A 17,353-nucleotide genomic window follows, 5' to 3' on the forward strand; every position below is an offset into this window, starting at 1 on the left:
TTACTGCCAAAATTTGGAAAAGTTTTTTGAGAAATGGGGAATGGCAATTTCTGGTTCTTGTATTTCTGGATGCCAAAGTTTTTCCCATTCAAAACTATAATATCCCGTATAGCCTCCTGATTTCAATGCAAGAAGAGCCTCTTTAACGGGGGCATTTCCTTCACCCAAAAGCGTGTATTTTTCCCCTGAATCTGAAACGATGGCGTCTTTTATATGCGTATGTAAAATATACTTTTTCAAAAGGGAATAGACTTGAGCAGGGGGTTCTTTTGTAATGGACCACATATTAAAAAAGTCCCAAACCAAACCCACTTGGGCATGATTTGTCTCTTGCATGATATGGAGTAACATATCACTTTTGATCACTTTTCCGTGGGATTCCAACAGGACTTTTACACCAGAAGATTTGGCAAAATTTCCTAATTCTATCAATGATTGAATGATGGCTTGGACGGTTTCTTTTTCATCTTGATCCTTGGGTAGGTCATTCGGAAATACGCGAATGAATGGGCAGGATAATTGACTAGCTAGCTCGATGAATTTTTTAGCTTCATCCAAATTGCTTTGCTTCTTTTTAGGATCTAAAAAATGCATGTTGGCGGATGAACCCAAATTGACAATTTTCAAACCAGCATCTTGTACTTGCCTCTTTGTGGATGAAATATTCGACTGGGAAAATATAGGATGAGTAGGAAGGTCTAAATTTCCTTTTATTCCTCTTATTTCAATTCCTGAATAGGCATTTTTTACGGCATGCTGTATGACTTGAGGAAAATCCCAAGCAGGGCAGCCTAAAGTGGAAAAGGACAAAAGAGCTTTAGGTGCTTGAAATATATGCCAGGCTGATAGACCTATAAGTCCTGAGCTTTGTTTTAAAAATGCACGCCGGTTTTTCATTTGTTCACCTAGATATGACGTTCAATGTAATAAAATTATCTTTATAACTTGCCATGAAATGACATAAGGCATTTAAACGAAAACGGTGATTCCGTTTTGATCAATATTTTTGTTTTAAATTGAAGTCATAAACTGAATTTATCGTATGAATGACATTCTTTCGTTTAAAGAAACACTAAAACAATCATCGCCTCCCTCCAATTTTGACTTGATTTTGAAGAGTCTTTGGTACGATGCCAAGGGGGATTGGGATAAGGCGCATGCGCAAGTAGATCAATTGAATGATCGAGATTCTGCTTGGGTACATGCCTATTTACATCGAAAAGAAGGGGATATTTGGAATGCAGACTATTGGTATGCTCGTGCTAAAAAAAGCCGTCCCCATGTTACTTTGGATGAGGAGTGGGAAGAACTGATATCGTTTTTTTTAAAGAATGAAAAATAATGGATGTATCATGATACAAAAAAGGCCCCAAGCATTTAGTTTGAGGCCTTTTTGTTGGAATGAAACCTAGGTTTATTTAAAGAGCAAAGGTGCAAAATTGTTCAAGTAAATTCGCCAATTAGACCAAGTATGGCCTCCAGAATTGACAAAAAACGTATGTTTAAGACCATTTTCTGTCAAGGTTTTATCCAAAAGTCTAGCAGGCTCAATTAAAAAATCGGAATCTCCACAAGCCAAGAAATACAATTTATAACCCGCTTTTTTCAGGTTTTGAAATTGTAAATTGTAATCTGCTTTTGCTTTTTCATCTGCTATTCTAATGCCATTGCTTAGTGGGCAGATATAGCTAAAAAATCCGGGATTCAAATTGGTAACTCGGATGGTATGTCCAGCTCCCATGGAAAGACCAGCAATGGCTCTTGATTTAGGATTGGCAATTACCTTAAAGTTTTTTTCAATGTAAGGAACGATATCTTTGATGATACTATTGACATATAAGTCGGCAAATTTAGGATCATTTCTATCAAAGGTTTTTTCGGGTAACATGGAAGTTTTAGCTGCTTGTTGGCCAGGGTTTCCATTAGGCATGACAACCAACATCGGTTTAGCTAAACCTTTCTCAATTAAATTGTCCATAATTTGACGGGTGCGACCCATGGTGCTCCAAGCATCTTCATCTCCTCCTGCTCCATGTAATAGGTAAAGTACAGGATATTTCTCTTTGCTTGATTCGTATCCAAATGGGGTATATACAAACATTCTTCGGTTTACGCCAATGGTTGGAGAGTCATACCAAACCTGAGATAGGTTTCCCCGTTTATTGGCTTCAAAATAGTTGGCACTTAATTCTCCTGGAATAAGCAATACACTTAAATAGCGGGTTCCGTCACGCTGCATAAGAACGTTATAGGGATCTGTTACAGTAATTCCATCGACGATAAAATGATAGGTATAAAGTTCTGAGCTGGGTTTTGAAATGCTAACAGTCCAAAGTCCAGTTTTATCTTTTTTCATCAAAACAGATTGAGTGGGTTTTTCCATCCAAGAGCCGTAAAGTTTAACGGTATCGGCATAAGGATTTGAAATCCTAAAAAAGACTTCCTGATCTTTAATTTCAGGAGAAATAATCGGTTTTTGTCCAGCAAAATTGGCTAATTCTTGAGCATAAGAACCCCATGCTAAAAGGACGAAAAGTATTGAAAATAGATGTTTCTTTGTCATGTGATCAATTTTTTAATCAAGTGATGATTCTCTTATTTGAAAAGTAGTTGTCCAAATGTCTTTAAATAGATTCTCCAGTTAGCCCAAGTATGACCTCCAGGTGAAACATAAAAAGTATGTGGTAATCCATTTTTAGTTAAGGCCGCTTCTGTGGTTTTGGCCATTTCCCATAAGAAATCATCACTTCCGCAGGCAAACCAATATAATTTATATCCAGCTTTTTTTACTCCTTGAAGTTTTGCTTCAAATTCTGGAGTGATAGTCCGAACTCCAATACTAAGTGGACAGATGTAATTGAAAGTACCAGGGAATTCGTTGGTGACGCTAATCGTATGTCCTCCACCCATGGATAGTCCGGCTACGGCTCTTGAGTCGGCATTTGGAATAGCTCTAAAATTAGTTTCTACATAGGGAATGATATCCTTTACGATACTTGTGATGTATAAATTTTGAAATTTTGGGTCATTCCGATCATAGACTTTTTCTTCCATCAATGAAGTTTTAGCAGCCTGTTGACCAGGGTTTCCATTGGGCATCACACATATCATGGGAACAGCTAATTTCTTTTCAATCAAATTATCAAGAATTTGAACGGCTCTACCCATAGTACTCCAAGCATCTTCATCTCCACCGCCACCGTGAAGTAAATAAAGAACTGGATAATTTTGATTGGAATTTTCATACCCATATGGAGTATAAACATACATATGTCGATTGCTACCAATGGTTGGAGATTCATACCATACTTTTTTTAAGTTACCCCGTTGATTTGCCTCAGAATAAGTAGCTGTTTGTTCACCTGGTACCAGTAAAACACTTAAATATCGAACGCCATCTCGTTGCAAAAAGATGTTATTTACATCATTGACATTCATTCCGTCCACGATGAAATGATAGGTATATAATTCGGCATTGGGTTTTGTAATACTTACAGACCAAGTGCCTAGGGAATCCTTCGACATGTTTGTTGATGAATCAGAACTCTTCATCCAAGAACCAAATAGGCGAACAAGTTTGGCTTTTGGGGCAGATATCCGAAAGGTGACGGTCTTTTCCCCTATTTCCGGAGATACAATGGCTACTCTTCTAAAATTGGCTATTTCTTGGGCTTGAGATGTAATGACCGAAAAGAGTATTATACCTAGCAGCACTAAAGAAAATGAAAAGGAGGATTTTGTTTTCATAACATACGGTTATTGAAAATGTTGCTTAAACATGTAATTATAATATTTTTAATTTACAGATAATTTTGGTCGCATGATAAAAATTGCGACGAAAACAGTGAAATTCTCGAAATAACCAATTCTTTGTTAATTGTAGATTCTAATTTAACCTCTTATTCTCAGGAGAATGTTGGTTTCCTCTATCTAAATGGAATTAAATGGAGATTACAAATTTCCAACTTAGCAGGAAAGGGAGGTTGTTGATATATAAATCGTATAGATCGAGAAATGGAAGGTGATTTGATGTCGAACAGAAGGAGGTACCTGGGGATGGGTCGAAATATGTTACTATTACCTAATCGAAAATATAGAAATTAAAGTATGTTTATTTGGCAAAACGATACAAATATGGAGCCTTGTTTTGAGCACCAGTAAATTTTTTTTCTAATCTTTCCAATACCTTTAAATCAAGTATTTTCTTTTGGAAATTATTAATAGCAAAGCTTCGTTCATATACTGCTTCATAGAGCTCTTGAATTTCCCTCATGGTGAAGACTTCTGGCAGAAGGTTAAAACCAATTAATTTAGAATCTAAGTTAAGTCGTAGTGCAGTTAAAGCTTCAAGAACAATGTCATTGTGGTCATGCATCATGACCGGTAGATCATGAATATTTCGCCATTCCAATAGTTCATCAAACTCACCTGTTTGAGTGGTTACTTTTTGGATATCAACTAAGGCATAGTAACCTATACATACAAATCGATCTGTTAACCAAGAAATAACCTCATCTGTAAACCTATTGGAATCATATTGCCGATAACCAGCTCTCATGGTTTCATTAAAACTACTTTGAATAATCCTTGTCTCACTTCCAAAAACTCTAAACTGTTCTAAATAGATGTTTTTTAAATCAGTCCTTTCAAATAAAATCCTACTTGCTGCATTGTCGATGCTTTCCGTCTTTTTGATGTAACCACCAGGCAAAGCCCAAAGGTTATCTCCGAATTTTGATTTTGAAATTAGAATTTTTAATTCCTTTCCTTCATAGCCAAATATGACACAGTCAATGGATAAATGGGGTAAATATTGTTCTAAATTAAATTCTTTCATGTGAGGCGATTCCCAATTGGATAATACGAAAGTAAGATAAATCAATAATTTCAGAGGAAAAACTTTCTTGTATTTTTTATTATCTATTTTTTAGATAATAAAAAATTCTTCTATATTTGGCCGAACCAAAATATAACATCATGAATCTTTTACAACGCTTTCAACTTATTCATAGGCGAATAAGAACGGTATTAATTGTACTAGCTATCCAAGTGCTAAGTTTTCAATCACAGGCCAGTATCATGGCTGATACCACTAGTTTCATTCATACGATTGATATTAAAACAGGTAAATTAGACACCTTGAAATCCATCAAATCGCATGTTGAAGCACCGAATTGGCACCCAGATAATTATTTGATTATGAACAGCTATGGTAAATTGTATCGCTTTGATTTGAAAACACGTCAGATGTCAGAAATTAGTACAGGTTTTGCTACTGCTTGTAATAATGACCATGGGATATCACCAGATAAAAAATGGTTAGTGATCAGTCATAATGATAAAAATGATCCTTCTCCTAAGTCTTATAAGTCTGCGATTTATGTATTGCCTATAAATGGAGGAACTCCCCGACGAATTACTTCAGAAGTGATGTCATTTTGGCATGGATGGTCGCCAGATGGAAAAACCTTGGTCTATTGTGGAGAGCGAAATGGAAACTATGATATTTATTCAATTGGTATAAATGGAGGGAAGGAAACAAGACTTACGGCATCGGAAGGCTTAGATGATGGACCTGATTATTCACCTGATGGGAAATACATTTACTTTAATTCATATCGAACAGGAAATATGCAAATTTGGAGAATGTTAGCTGATGGATCGAATCCCGAGCAATTAACTTTCGACAATAATTCAAATTGGTTTGCACATCCATCGCCAGACAATAAATGGATTGTTTATATTGCTTATACTTCTGATGAAAAGCAGCGACATCTTTTTGGAAAGCAAGTAAAACTTCGATTGATGAATGTACAAACAAAGGAAATGAAAGATATTACGTCAGTATTTTTTGGAGGCCAGGGAACCATTAATGTTCCTTCTTGGAGTCCAGACAGTCAAAAAATTGCGTTTGTTAGTTATTCCGTTAAATAATAAAACCTTTGATCTAAAAGTATGAAAAACGAAAATGCAAATTCAAGAAGAAAATTTCTTCAACAAATCGGAGCTACAAGCTTGTTGGCTTCTACATCATCTATTGCCACTTTAGGAGTTAGTGCTAAGGCAGAGGAGCGGATTTTGACTTATGAAAAGAAAATTACTTCCAATGATAAAATAAGAATTGGAGTCATTGGATATGGAGTTCAAGGACATTTTGATTTAAGAACTGCACTGAAAGTACCTGGAGTTGAATTGGCTGGTATTTGTGATTTATATAATGGTAGACTTGAAAACGCAAAAGAGCAATTTGGGAAGGAATTATTTACCACCAATAATTACAAAGATTTATTAGACAGAAAGGATATTGATGCCGTATTAATTTGCACTACGGATGTTTGGCATGCTAGAATAACGTTGGATGCTTTAGCTAAAGGAAAACATGTCTATTGTGAGAAGCCCATGGTTTATAAAATTAGTGAAGGTTATCCAGTCATGGAAGCTGCAAAAAAATCAGGGAAAGTATTGCAAGTAGGTAGCCAACGTGTGAGTAGTATCGGTTATGCAAAAGCCAAAGAATTAGTAGCCGCTGGAGAGATCGGCGAGCTCAATATGGTGAATGCTGTTTATGATCGACAAAGCTCTATTGGTGCTTGGGAATATACCATACCTAAGGATGCGAGTGCTTTAACTACAAATTGGGATAAATTTATCGAAGCTACTGAGAAGATGGCTTTTGATGCCAAGAAATTCTTTTGGTGGAGAGCTTTTAAAGAGGTGGGAACTGGAGTAGCTGGCGACTTATTTATTCACTTATTGAGTGGAACACATTTTATGACCAATTCCAAAGGCCCTGAAAGCATTTATAGTACGGGTCAATTTAGCTATTGGAAGGACGGGAGAAACTTGCCTGATGTAATGTCAGGCGTTTTGCAATATCCTAAAAACAAAGACCATGCGGCATTTTTAATGACTTTGCAAGTTAATTTTATTAGTGGTACAGGAGGACAAGAGATAATTCGCTTAATTGGTTCAGAAGGGGTGATAGAAGTGAGCGGAAATAACATCACTCTGAAACATAGCCTAATGCCTGAAGCACCGGGGTTTGGGGGCTATGATTCATTATTTACATTCTCCAAAAGCATGCAAGAGGAAATGCAAAAAGATTATGATGCAAAATGGACTCCAGATCAACGAAGAAGAAAAGTAAAAGAGGATATAATATTTAAAGCACCAGTTGGTTATGATGATCATTTGGACCACTTTACTAATTTCTTCGATTCTATCCGGACAGGGAAACCAGTCGTGGAAGATGCTGAATTTGGATTCAGAGCTGCAGCACCTGCATTGTCATGCAATGAAAGTTTTTTAAGCAAGAAAATTATTCAATGGGATCCTGTAAAAATGAAGCTGAAATAAACCGTTTTCTATTTTAATAATGATCAAAAAATTCACCCAAATTAGGTGAATTTTTTGATTTTATAGAAGGCTCATTAAAACCTATTTCGCGTTGCATAGTATGGCAAAAAAGATAGGGTGTGGTATGATTTATACCGCGGTAGAAAACGCTATACTATAATCAATTTAGGAAGTAAATTCCGCAGGATTATTGAACAGCTACACCGTTTGATTTAAATACTTTTTGAAAGAATAAGAAATGACTAGGTAAAGAATTCTGCCAATACTCCCAAGTATGAGCCCCTGGTCTTTCAGTATATTCATGGGGAGTATTATTGTATACCAAACGTCGGTGTAATTCGCGATTCACATCAACAAGAAAATCATCGACTCCACAGTCTATGATGATTGGTAAGCCATTCTTTTTAATAATGTCAGTCATGTTAACAACCGAATTGTTTACAAAAATATCCTTAGAAGTATCAGCCGTTCCCAATAGTTTTGTGAAGCGATCTTGTAATGATTTGGCGAATGATTCATTAACGCGAAATTTGGTAAAATTCATATCTAAAGCACCACTCATGGAGCCTGCAGCACTGAATACATCCGGGTGTCGAGTAGAAAGGTACATGGCTCCATGTCCACCCATAGAAAGTCCTGTAATGACTCTCCCTTTAGCGCTTTTTACTGTCCTGTAGGTTTGGTCAATGGTAGGAATAACTTCTTTGATGATATAACTTTCAAATTGACTGTTCGGATCGAACGGGCTATCCAAATACCAACCAAAGGTTTCCCCTTCAGGCATCACCACGATCATTTGATATTGGTCCGCTAAATTTTGAACGAGGGATTTGTCGGGAGTTAACTTTAACCAATCACTAAAATGCCCCCCTCCTCCATGCAAGAGGTAAAGAACGGGAAATGAGTTTTTTGATTTGGAATAATCAGATGGTAAAACAACCGCAGCTTTATAGGCCTTTTTCATGATTTTACTAGGTACATCTAGGCTATCTACTTGGGCAGAATACGCAGTATAAAATGGACTTAAACAAAACAGAAATAAAAAGTAACGTACTTGTTTCATGGAATTGAAGTATTTGGTTTGAGATACAATATGGCTTATTCAACGGTTTTTTGCAATATTTTAAGCATATTCGACAAATTTCGAAGAAAAACAATTATTGAGTCTTTTAAGTGAACTAGCTTGAAAATTGGTTTTTGACTCAAAGTCCTTTTGTTTTTATACATCGCTGAAAATAAGGAATTTATAAGGAGGATTTTTTCTGAAAAACCCATTTAATAAACGCTTATGTAGGATAGCGGATATATAAATTATTTTTATGATAATTATAACAAAATTTAATTTTCTACAGTTATAGCCAAGCTATATATTGCATGCCAATTAACTGTCACTCAATGAAATAGAATATAGTGGTGGTTTATTTAATGAAAAAATATTTTTTAAGGCCAGACACTTTGTGTTTGGCTTTCTTTATGAAAAATACTTTTTGGAAATCTGTTCTTTGTTTTGGGCGACAAATTGCAAAAAGGCCTCGCTTACAGGAGAATGTTTTTTATTGAGATTCCAAACTAATTTCCATTGCGTTGTTATTGGTAATCCTTGATGGGGAATGATGACTAATGATCCATTTTGAATTTCATTTTTTATACCAATGATGGGCATGATGGAATAACCTAAACCTGCAATAACGGCTTGTTTTACTGCTTCATTGGACATCAATTCAATTTTTTTGGTTATCTGGATTTCTTGATTCTTTAAAAAATATTCCATGGTTTTGCGGGTTCCTGATCCAGATTCTCTAAATATAAAGGGCAAATTGGAAGGCAATTGTTTTTGGTTAAATCCAGGATTTTGGGAAAGAAGTTCTGGGTTACCGACTAAATAAAGTTCATTATTTAGCAATTCCATGTATTCATAATTATTCCCATCAATGGGAATTGACACTAAGCTAAAATCAACTTCATTTTTTTCTAAGCTTTCAATAACCTTTCCTCTATTACTGACATCCATGGACAATTCAACCCCAGGATTTTCTTTTAAAAAACCACTTAAAAAATAGGGGATCACATACTTACCTGTAGAAACAATGGAGATTTTTAGTCGACCGAAAAGTTGCCCTTTGAATGCCTTCATTTTGTCATTAATGGCATTCACTTGATCGATAATTTCTTGGGCTGAAATGGCTATTTCTTTTCCAAAATCCGTCAGATAGACTTTTTTGCCTAGGATTTCAATAAGGGGTAAATCAAATTGTGATTGGAAATTTTTTATCTGAATTGATACTGCAGGTTGGGTAAGATTTAGCTCTTCGGATGCTTTGGTGATGCTCTTGGTTTGCGCCACTGCAACAAAAATTTGAAGTTGATTTAAGGTGTATTTCATAAAATTAATTTATACAATTCATTATAAATTTAAATAAATATTTATGATTAATTGGTATTTACTTTGCACCCAGTTTAAAAACCCCCATATGAACATAAAAAAATCGTCTACTATTTTAATTCATTTAGTGTCCATTGTTATTCTACTTTTTTTAATTAAATCAGGCTCAGATCCTTTTTGGGATAAATTAGGGATAGCCAGTGCCATATTCATCGAATTGAATTTACTTAGAATTTTACAAGAACCAGTAAGCAAATAGCCACATGATCAATTTTGAACTGCTCATTTTTAATCTCACCAATCCCACCTTACTTTTTTTTATTTTAGGTATGTTGGCCAAATTTCTTAAAAGTGATTTGGAAGTACCTGCCGCGTCCAAAAGTTTTATTGCCCTTTATCTTTTGTTTTCCATCGGTTTTAATGGTGGAACTGAATTGGCGGCTACTGGAATCACGGGAGAAATTGTCAAAAGTCTTGTTTTTGGATTATGCTTGGCCAGTGTCATTCCGATTTATGCATTTTTTATCCTTAGAACCAAACTGAACTCCTATAATGCAGGGGCGATAGCTGCTTCATATGGTTCTGTAAGTGCCGTGACATTTGTGAGTGCTGTGGCGTTTTTGGAAATGAATCAGATGAAATTTGGAGGGGAAATGGTGGCCGTTATGGCATCTATGGAATTTCCAGCCATCATCATGGGACTATTATTAATGAGCTTATTTCCTTCTGAGCAGCAAGTGGAGCAAAGGGAAAAGTTTCAATGGAAAAAAACCATACATCATTCGTTAACGAATGGTAGTGTATTAATGATTTTAGGAAGTTTATTGATTGGATTTGTTTCAGATTCGAATCAAACGGCAGGGATTAAACATTTCACTTCCGATATTTTTAAAGGCTTTTTAGCCATCTTTTTGCTGGATATGGGGATGGTTGCGGCTAGTCGAATTTCAGCATTTAGACAGCAGGGTTATTTTGTTTTATTCTTTGCCATACTGCTTCCTTTGTTCAATGGTTGCCTGGTGGCTTATATCAGTCAATTTATTACCGATAACCCAGGGAATCGATTAATATTTGCCATTTTAGCGGCAAGTGCTTCTTACATAGCGGTACCTGCAGCCATGCGCATGGTGGCGCCCAAAGCGGATCCAGGAATTTATATCCCTATGGCTTTGGGAGTTACATTTCCATTCAACATAACCATTGGAATGCCCATATTTTTTCAATTGATACAGGGATGATTTTGCCTGATCTTTATGAGGGTAAAACCTTACTGGTGGCCACCAAGCATCAAAAGGAACGAGTCATTGGTCCTCCATTTCAAAAGGCATTTGGCTTTCAAATATTGATTGGGGATTTGGATACTGATTTGCTGGGGACCTTTTCGGGAGAGATTGAAAGAACCTTACCTCCCATAGAAGCTGCCAGAGAAAAATGTCTAAGGGTGATGGATTCCATGGGAAGTGATTTTGCCGTGGCTTCTGAGGGAACATTTGGAGCGCATCCATCTTATTATTTTGTTCCTTCGGGGACGGAGTTATTAATGTTCAAAGATCGAAAAAATGAGGTGGAGATTTGGGTGCAATCTCGGAGTACAGAAACCAATTATGCTTGGATGGAAGTACAGTCCATTCATGAAATGGCTACCTTTTTAGAAAGAGTAAAATTTCCATCGCATGGATTAATCATGAAGAATAATCGAGAGGATTTTACTTCTATGGAAAAGGGAATCTTGGACAAGGAGAGCTTATACCGATTGGGGGAAGAATATGTAGAAAAATTTGGTCGATTTTTTCTAGAAACGGATATGCGGGCGATGTATAATCCTACGAGGATGGAGCAAATAAAATTACTAACGCAACAATTAATTGATAAGATAAATACATTATGTCCGCACTGTTCATTCCCTGGTTTTTCCATTAGTGATGTTCAAAGAGGATTATTATGTGCACAATGTTTTCTTCCCACTCAATCCATTTTGAAAACCATTTATCGATGTCAAAAATGTTATTACGAGGAGGAAAAATCCTACCCAGCATCTAAATATTTGGAAGACCCCATGTTCTGTGATTATTGTAATCCTTAAAAATCAGGACTCATTTGTTCAAACAATTTGGATAATAATGACGTTTTCCTGACTATGAAAAATCACATAATACGACTAAAAAAAGAACTGGAGATAGAAAGGAATAAACTATTATCCCATCCGATTTATGCTAAAATTAGCGACTTAGCAGGATTACAGAATTTTACTCAAATACATGTTTTCGCTGTCTGGGATTTCATGAGTTTGTTGAAATCCTTACAAATTAATTTAACATCTGTACATCTTCCATGGGTTCCAGTAGGTTCAGCAGATACGCGGTATTTAATTAATGAAATTGTATTGGGCGAAGAGTCAGATGTAGATGAACAAGGGAATAGGATAAGTCATTTTGAATTGTACAAGAAAGGTATGGTTCAAATGGGGGCATCTACGTTTTCCATTGATTTGTTGGTAGAAAAAATTCAGCAGGGAATCAGTATTCAAGAAGCTATACGAGAGGCCAATTTGCACCCGCATGTACAAGCTTTTTTGGAATATACATTTGAGATTGCTTTGCATGCTCCAATACATGTAAAAGCGGGAGTATTTACTTTTGGTCGAGAGGATTTAATACCCTCCATGTTTCACCAATTATTAGATCGCTTATATACCGAAGTGCCGGAGCAAGTTTCAATTTTTCGATATTACATAGAAAGGCACATTGAAGTGGATGGGGATCATCATAGTCATTTGGCCATAGAAATGGTAAATCAATTATGTGGAGACGATGATGGAAAATGGGAAGAGGTATTGCAGGCTTCTAAAAAGGCTTTAGAAATGCGGTATTTATTGTGGGATGCTTTGTTATAAATTCAAGAGGCCAAAAGAATATGGCCTCTTGAATAAGCGGTAGGAATTTTAAAATGAATAGGTAAGTGAAGCCCAGAAATTTCTAGGTAAGATGATACGACCAATTTGCAATGAACCTTGAGCAAAAGCGCCATTTAGTAAAAACTGATCTCCACGAACATTGCCTTCAGTCATACCTCTACTATTGAGTAAATTATTTCCCCAAACTCGAATCCCAATAGCTTTAGAAACAGCATATTCCAATCCAGCTGTCCATTCATTATATGCACCTAATTGGTATACATTAGAAGGGGCACTCCAAGTATTTCCTATAAAGCGAATGTTTGAGAATGCATCAAATTTTCCAGCTTTATAGTTAATAGCAAAATCGATCATATAGTTGGGAATACGTTCAGCAAAGTTTCCATCCCAAATGAAAGGTTTATTGGCTAAGTCTGCTCGAGCATTTGATGGAGCGACAACTTGGTAGGAGGTATATTTACTGTTTTGAAGAGTCGCGGTTAATCTAAAATTTAGATTGCTGGAAGCAGTATAAATTGCTTCAATTTCTGCGGAAATATTTCTACTTGATGCAAAAGTTGGAACGGATAAAAAGCTTCCGGCCGTATTCGGGATTAACATAGAGGATGCAATGTTATTTAAATCAGCATATACCAAAGAACTAAACAATGAGAACTTTTGGGAGTTGATTTTATAACCTAACTCTGCCATATTAATGGTTTTATCTTTGACGGCATCTGGGTTGTATGTAAATGCTGCATATTGGCCAATGGTGAGAGCACTATATGTTTTAGTATATCGACCATAAATCGCATTTTTTTCATTGATTGAGTAATTAAAACCCAAGGATAATGTGCTTAGATTTTGGGTTTCATCGTAATCTTTTGTTGCGGTCCAAGGTGCAGCATTAATGAGTCTTTTTCCTTTATTAAGGAATTGATCCATACGGAAACTTCCATCCAAGATTAATTTATCTAAGTTCCATTCATCGGAGGCCCAGAATGAATTAGTTATGGTACTTCCGTCAATAAAACTTGAAATATTGGTTCCTGTGGCAGGAGCAATGGTTGGCGAACCTACTAATATAACCTTGGGTTGGTTGGCTATTTCAGTATTAAAGGCAGCACCTACAGTAATTGCATCTACATCGTAGCTATGTATACCTGCTCCGAAAGAAACAAAATGGTCATTGATTTTTTTACTAATATCTAATTTGTCAATGAACTGCCGATCGGTATTGATTGTAGCGGTAATGGATTGACCCGTATAAAAACCAATTGGATTGGTCATTTCTTGACCTCCAATGTAATAGTATTTTCGATTAGAAGCATAGGCCGTAGCTGCGGTTACAATGGCTCCGTTGAATTTACTGTCCGTAACTTGGTAACGGATATTATTTCTAATAGACCAATGATTATTCGTCTCATGTTTCCAGTCAGCACCAAAATATTGACTATTCATTTTTACACCATCTGCTAAATCGATGTTATAGGTTTGACTATTAGGAGCGGATAAGCTAAACTTGGTATCTCTAGGAGTTAATATTTGAGTGAATAAGTCAAAGCCTTGTGCAGCAGTTCCTAATCCTGATCCATCCCATCCATAATAAGCAGGCACAAGCCAAGTAGTTTTATCGTTTAGGTATTTACCATAAAATCGAAGATAGGAGTTGGGTTTATAGTTATAAGAAATGTTGGCTTTAATTTGTCCACCTTCATTTGCTCTAAAAGAAGGAGGTCTAATTCCGTCATCTAAGCGTAAAAATCCAGCAACATTGTAATACCATTTGTCAGTAATTTTACCACCCAATTGAAAGTCGTAACGGTCAGCATTTTGAGAAAGTCCTCGTGTATATCGAAGCTTACCACCAAACTTTTCTCCGCCAGTGTTGGAAATAATGTTTAACATAGCCCCTGGGGTATTTGCCAAAATAATGGCAGCATGTCCACCCCTAATGGCTTCTACGGTTTTGATACTTAAGTCTACTTTATAATATTGGTCAGCAGAAGGAGAGGTTGAAAATCCAGTTGGTAATACGGGCAAACCATCTTCCATGATTCCCATTAACGTTAAGCCTCCTCCAGGTAAACCTCGGACACGAACTGAACCGGGACCATCACCACCACTACTCTCAGCAGATAATCCAGGAATAGCTTTCAATAAATCCATACTATTTAACGGAGGTCTTTGTTCAATTTGTTTGGCATTGATTGTAGAAATTGCGACACTAGATTCAAACTTTTTTCTTTGTGTACCACTCGATGTAACCACCACCTGCTCTAATTGTAAATTATCTTGTACTAATTTAATTTGAAGGTCTTTATTTCCTGCTTCTGTTTCTGTAGTCTTGTAACCTACAAATGAAAAAACCAAAATGGATTTGTCATTATCAACATTGATGCTAAAACTTCCATCGGAGGAGGTTGTTGTACCTTTACTCGTACCTTTTAACATGATATTTACTCCGAGAATCCCTTGTCCATTTTCATCAACCACTTTTCCTTTAATGGGCTTATCTACTTTTTGAATCTTATTTTCTATGGTAGCGGGTTTGTTTGATGTCTTTGTTTCAATGGGCACTTTCTTTAAAAGTATGTGATTTTCAAGGACTTCATATTGAATGAAATTTCTGCTTAAAATATCATCTAAAATTTGACCCAACTTCATATTCTGAATGTTCAGACTAACTTTTTGTTGGGCATTAATTTTTGTACTGTATACAAACTTAACATTAGCTTGTTCTTCTATTTGATTTAGAACGGCAGAGAGTTTACTGTTTTGAACATTGATTGAAATGGATTTATTTAGAATTTCTTGTGCCTGTAAGTCATGTGCAATACTGACACTGGTGCATAAAAGAATAAACAGAATTGGGATAATGGATAACTTCATCATTACATGAAAGTGCTTTTGGGTTCTTGGTTCTCTTTTCATTTTAGGTCTTGTTTAAATTTTTAATTGCAGCTACCTCCTTGGATGAATATAACTGTTCCTCGTTTTTCATAATTGGCATCAATCGATCGGCAAATAAGGTCGAGTTGGTTACTAAGTGGTAGGCCGTTTAAGTCGGCAGTAATTTGACAATTTTGGGCAACAGGATTATTGAGAATAAACTCGATACCATATTGTTCATGAAATAAATCTAGGACTGTTTGAAGGGGTGTGGATTGAAAGATAAAAATTGAATTTGTTTTTTTTGATTCTTGGTTTGGAGTGGGATTATCCACTAAACTCGTGGTGATTTTTTTGGAAATTAAATCATAACTTACTTTCTGATTTCGAGTGATTATTACTCCGTTTCTTTCATTCTTTTTGTTAACATCTTTATTGTAGACGGAAACTTTTCCACTCGCAACAGACACTTCGATATTACTGGATTTTTCCGTTGAAACAATTCGAAAACTAGTACCTAAAACTTCGGTTACCAAGTCTCCTGTATGCACCAAAAAAGGTTTATTTACATTACGTTTTACATTAAAGAAGGCTTCTCCGAATAAAAATACTTCTCTCTTTTCCTCGTTAAAGTTTTTCCCGTAGACTAAAGTTGCACCATCCTTTAGCTTCACAATAGTGCCATCTTTTAATTCGATTTCTTGATCTAAATGGGTGGTATTTTTTACTTGAATACCTGTTTGTTTTACCAATTCAATAGACTTATCAGTTGTCCCAACAGGAATTTTCATCCAAATAAAACCGAGTAAAATCATGGCAGCTACTCCTGTTAACCAATACTGCCATTTAATGGCTCTCGAAGGCAACTTTTCTTCAATTTTATGCCACATTCTTTCTCCAATTTCCTCGGATAATTCTGAAGAAATGGGGGACTGTTGATCCTTCAACCATTTCATTAATTGCTCCTCTTCCTCTTTGCTTGTTTCTCCAGCGAGGTAGCGTTTTGATAAGAGATGAAACTCGTTAATATTCATTGTTTAGTTGGCAGAATAGTATGTTTTCAAATTTTCTTTAATAAATCGAAGTGATTTGGTAATGTGGTATTCTACGGCCTTCTCACTTAATTCCATTTCTTCAGCTATTTTTTTAACGGGTAAATCTTCAAATCGACTCATTCTAAAAGCTTGTGCACTTTTTTCAGGGAGAAGACTTAACACTTTTTCAACAGCTGCAGTTAATTCCAAATAGTTGACAATACTATCCGTTTCGAAATGCAAATCGACTTCTTTCAAAATGATGTACTCTTGATATTTCCGATAACTTATTTGAGATTTAATGAAATCGTAAATTTTATTTTTAATCGATAAGGTCAAATAGAGGTCAAGATGTTTTATTTGGGCCGTTTCTCTCCTTTGCCAAATCCCAACAAATAAGTCTTGTACCAATTCCTCTGCCTCTTCTTTTTTACCAGTTTGATGAAAGGCAATGTTGTATAGTTTCCGCCAATACTTTTTATATATTTTCTCAAAGGCAGACTTCTGGCCAGTTTGTAGCTTGGCAACAAGTTCTTGATCGCTTTGAATGGTATGATTCATTTAATATTGGTTTTGCTTACTAAACACTAAAGTCTGTTATTTTTCAAAAATCCCTAAAGCAGATTGTAATTTTCTTAGAAAAAATTTAATAATAATCCTCAGATAATACGGAAAGGTTATTTCAAGGGCATTTAATTCAAATTTTTTGAGAAGCCTTTGTCATATATTTTTTGAAAAAATGGAATAACATCTATGAAATAGGGATATGGATTGTGATTTTTTAGAACAGAACCT

Annotated in this window: 16 protein-coding genes; 7 read left to right on the top strand and 9 right to left on the bottom strand. The window is 35.8% G+C overall.

Annotated elements, in window-relative coordinates:
• Nucleotides 1-897, bottom strand: coding sequence for a sugar phosphate isomerase/epimerase family protein (locus tag G9H60_RS08655; protein WP_223143658.1), 897 nt, complete (start codon nt 895-897; stop codon nt 1-3).
• 145 nt (nt 898-1,042) lie between these two features.
• On the opposite strand from G9H60_RS08655, the gene G9H60_RS08660 reads away from it, so the two are divergent.
• Nucleotides 1,043-1,342, top strand: coding sequence for a hypothetical protein (locus tag G9H60_RS08660; RefSeq protein ID WP_223143659.1), 300 nt, complete (start codon nt 1,043-1,045; stop codon nt 1,340-1,342).
• 72 nt (nt 1,343-1,414) lie between these two features.
• On the opposite strand, the gene G9H60_RS08665 is transcribed toward G9H60_RS08660, so the two are convergent.
• From G9H60_RS08665 to G9H60_RS08675, 3 genes are all read right to left on the bottom strand, one after another.
• The gene (locus G9H60_RS08665) at nt 1,415-2,563 is read right to left on the bottom strand and encodes an esterase (RefSeq protein WP_223143660.1); all 1,149 of its coding nucleotides are present in this window, start codon (nt 2,561-2,563) and stop codon (nt 1,415-1,417) included.
• 32 nt (nt 2,564-2,595) lie between these two features.
• Nucleotides 2,596-3,747, bottom strand: coding sequence for an esterase (locus tag G9H60_RS08670; protein WP_223143661.1), 1,152 nt, complete (start codon nt 3,745-3,747; stop codon nt 2,596-2,598).
• A 364-nt stretch (nt 3,748-4,111) separates the two neighbouring features.
• Nucleotides 4,112-4,837, bottom strand: coding sequence for an NUDIX hydrolase (locus tag G9H60_RS08675; RefSeq protein WP_109324846.1), 726 nt, complete (start codon nt 4,835-4,837; stop codon nt 4,112-4,114).
• 140 nt (nt 4,838-4,977) lie between these two features.
• Here G9H60_RS08675 and G9H60_RS08680 point away from each other — a divergent pair, with 140 nt between their 5' ends.
• A complete protein-coding gene (locus G9H60_RS08680; protein WP_223143662.1) occupies nt 4,978-5,934 on the top strand; it encodes a TolB family protein in 957 nt (318 codons plus the stop codon).
• A gap of 21 nt (nt 5,935-5,955) precedes the next feature.
• Nucleotides 5,956-7,356 carry a Gfo/Idh/MocA family protein gene (locus tag G9H60_RS08685; RefSeq protein ID WP_223143663.1) on the top strand — a complete coding sequence of 467 codons (1,401 nt, stop codon included), beginning with the start codon at nt 5,956-5,958 and terminating at the stop codon, nt 7,354-7,356.
• A 187-nt stretch (nt 7,357-7,543) separates the two neighbouring features.
• Here G9H60_RS08685 and G9H60_RS08690 read toward each other — a convergent pair whose 3' ends face one another.
• Nucleotides 7,544-8,419: an alpha/beta hydrolase gene (locus G9H60_RS08690; RefSeq protein ID WP_223143664.1), complete on the bottom strand. Its 876-nt coding sequence runs from the start codon at nt 8,417-8,419 to the stop codon at nt 7,544-7,546.
• 408 nt (nt 8,420-8,827) lie between these two features.
• Complete coding sequence (locus G9H60_RS08695) at nt 8,828-9,739, bottom strand: LysR family transcriptional regulator (RefSeq protein WP_223143665.1); 912 nt, start codon at nt 9,737-9,739, stop codon at nt 8,828-8,830.
• An 88-nt stretch (nt 9,740-9,827) separates the two neighbouring features.
• Here G9H60_RS08695 and G9H60_RS08700 point away from each other — a divergent pair, with 88 nt between their 5' ends.
• Genes G9H60_RS08700 through G9H60_RS08715 form a run of 4 tightly spaced genes read left to right on the top strand, consistent with a single transcriptional unit; the run spans nt 9,828 to nt 12,632 of the window.
• The gene (locus G9H60_RS08700; protein ID WP_223143666.1) at nt 9,828-9,998 is read left to right on the top strand and encodes a hypothetical protein; all 171 of its coding nucleotides are present in this window, start codon (nt 9,828-9,830) and stop codon (nt 9,996-9,998) included.
• 4 nt (nt 9,999-10,002) lie between these two features.
• Nucleotides 10,003-10,977, top strand: a complete 975-nt coding sequence (locus G9H60_RS08705; protein ID WP_262900000.1) for a sodium-dependent bicarbonate transport family permease — start codon at nt 10,003-10,005, stop codon at nt 10,975-10,977.
• Complete coding sequence (locus G9H60_RS08710; RefSeq protein ID WP_223143667.1) at nt 10,974-11,822, top strand: DUF6671 family protein; 849 nt, start codon at nt 10,974-10,976, stop codon at nt 11,820-11,822. The genes G9H60_RS08705 and G9H60_RS08710 overlap by 4 nt, the downstream gene beginning before the upstream one ends.
• Nucleotides 11,823-11,876: 54 nt before the next feature.
• Complete coding sequence (locus tag G9H60_RS08715; RefSeq protein ID WP_223143668.1) at nt 11,877-12,632, top strand: DUF3050 domain-containing protein; 756 nt, start codon at nt 11,877-11,879, stop codon at nt 12,630-12,632.
• 48 nt (nt 12,633-12,680) lie between these two features.
• On the opposite strand, the gene G9H60_RS08720 is transcribed toward G9H60_RS08715, so the two are convergent.
• From G9H60_RS08720 to G9H60_RS08730, 3 genes are read right to left on the bottom strand one after another with little or no spacing between them, the layout of a single operon-like run.
• Complete coding sequence (locus tag G9H60_RS08720) at nt 12,681-15,566, bottom strand: carboxypeptidase-like regulatory domain-containing protein (RefSeq protein WP_223143669.1); 2,886 nt, start codon at nt 15,564-15,566, stop codon at nt 12,681-12,683.
• Between the two features lie 20 nt (nt 15,567-15,586).
• Nucleotides 15,587-16,558, bottom strand: a complete 972-nt coding sequence (locus G9H60_RS08725) for a FecR family protein (RefSeq protein ID WP_223143670.1) — start codon at nt 16,556-16,558, stop codon at nt 15,587-15,589.
• A gap of 3 nt (nt 16,559-16,561) precedes the next feature.
• The gene (locus G9H60_RS08730) at nt 16,562-17,119 is read right to left on the bottom strand and encodes a sigma-70 family RNA polymerase sigma factor (RefSeq protein ID WP_223143671.1); all 558 of its coding nucleotides are present in this window, start codon (nt 17,117-17,119) and stop codon (nt 16,562-16,564) included.
• Between the last annotated feature and the right edge of the window lie 234 nt (nt 17,120-17,353).

The organism is Aquirufa aurantiipilula (genome assembly GCF_019923745.1).
In the GTDB taxonomy this organism is placed as follows: domain Bacteria; phylum Bacteroidota; class Bacteroidia; order Cytophagales; family Spirosomataceae; genus Aquirufa; species Aquirufa aurantiipilula.

Excerpts from the sequence above, each read along its gene's own strand:
- G9H60_RS08655 (WP_223143658.1), bottom strand. The coding sequence starts at position 897 with ATGAAAAACCGGCGTGCATTTTTAAAACAAAGCTCAGGACTTATAGGT.
- G9H60_RS08660 (WP_223143659.1), top strand. The coding sequence starts at position 1,043 with ATGAATGACATTCTTTCGTTTAAAGAAACACTAAAACAATCATCGCCT.
- G9H60_RS08665 (WP_223143660.1), bottom strand. The coding sequence starts at position 2,563 with ATGACAAAGAAACATCTATTTTCAATACTTTTCGTCCTTTTAGCATGG.
- G9H60_RS08670 (WP_223143661.1), bottom strand. The coding sequence starts at position 3,747 with ATGAAAACAAAATCCTCCTTTTCATTTTCTTTAGTGCTGCTAGGTATA.
- G9H60_RS08675 (WP_109324846.1), bottom strand. The coding sequence starts at position 4,837 with ATGAAAGAATTTAATTTAGAACAATATTTACCCCATTTATCCATTGAC.
- G9H60_RS08680 (WP_223143662.1), top strand. The coding sequence starts at position 4,978 with ATGAATCTTTTACAACGCTTTCAACTTATTCATAGGCGAATAAGAACG.
- G9H60_RS08685 (WP_223143663.1), top strand. The coding sequence starts at position 5,956 with ATGAAAAACGAAAATGCAAATTCAAGAAGAAAATTTCTTCAACAAATC.
- G9H60_RS08690 (WP_223143664.1), bottom strand. The coding sequence starts at position 8,419 with ATGAAACAAGTACGTTACTTTTTATTTCTGTTTTGTTTAAGTCCATTT.
- G9H60_RS08695 (WP_223143665.1), bottom strand. The coding sequence starts at position 9,739 with ATGAAATACACCTTAAATCAACTTCAAATTTTTGTTGCAGTGGCGCAA.
- G9H60_RS08700 (WP_223143666.1), top strand. The coding sequence starts at position 9,828 with ATGAACATAAAAAAATCGTCTACTATTTTAATTCATTTAGTGTCCATT.
- G9H60_RS08705 (WP_262900000.1), top strand. The coding sequence starts at position 10,003 with ATGATCAATTTTGAACTGCTCATTTTTAATCTCACCAATCCCACCTTA.
- G9H60_RS08710 (WP_223143667.1), top strand. The coding sequence starts at position 10,974 with ATGATTTTGCCTGATCTTTATGAGGGTAAAACCTTACTGGTGGCCACC.
- G9H60_RS08715 (WP_223143668.1), top strand. The coding sequence starts at position 11,877 with ATGAAAAATCACATAATACGACTAAAAAAAGAACTGGAGATAGAAAGG.
- G9H60_RS08720 (WP_223143669.1), bottom strand. The coding sequence starts at position 15,566 with ATGAAAAGAGAACCAAGAACCCAAAAGCACTTTCATGTAATGATGAAG.
- G9H60_RS08725 (WP_223143670.1), bottom strand. The coding sequence starts at position 16,558 with ATGAATATTAACGAGTTTCATCTCTTATCAAAACGCTACCTCGCTGGA.
- G9H60_RS08730 (WP_223143671.1), bottom strand. The coding sequence starts at position 17,119 with ATGAATCATACCATTCAAAGCGATCAAGAACTTGTTGCCAAGCTACAA.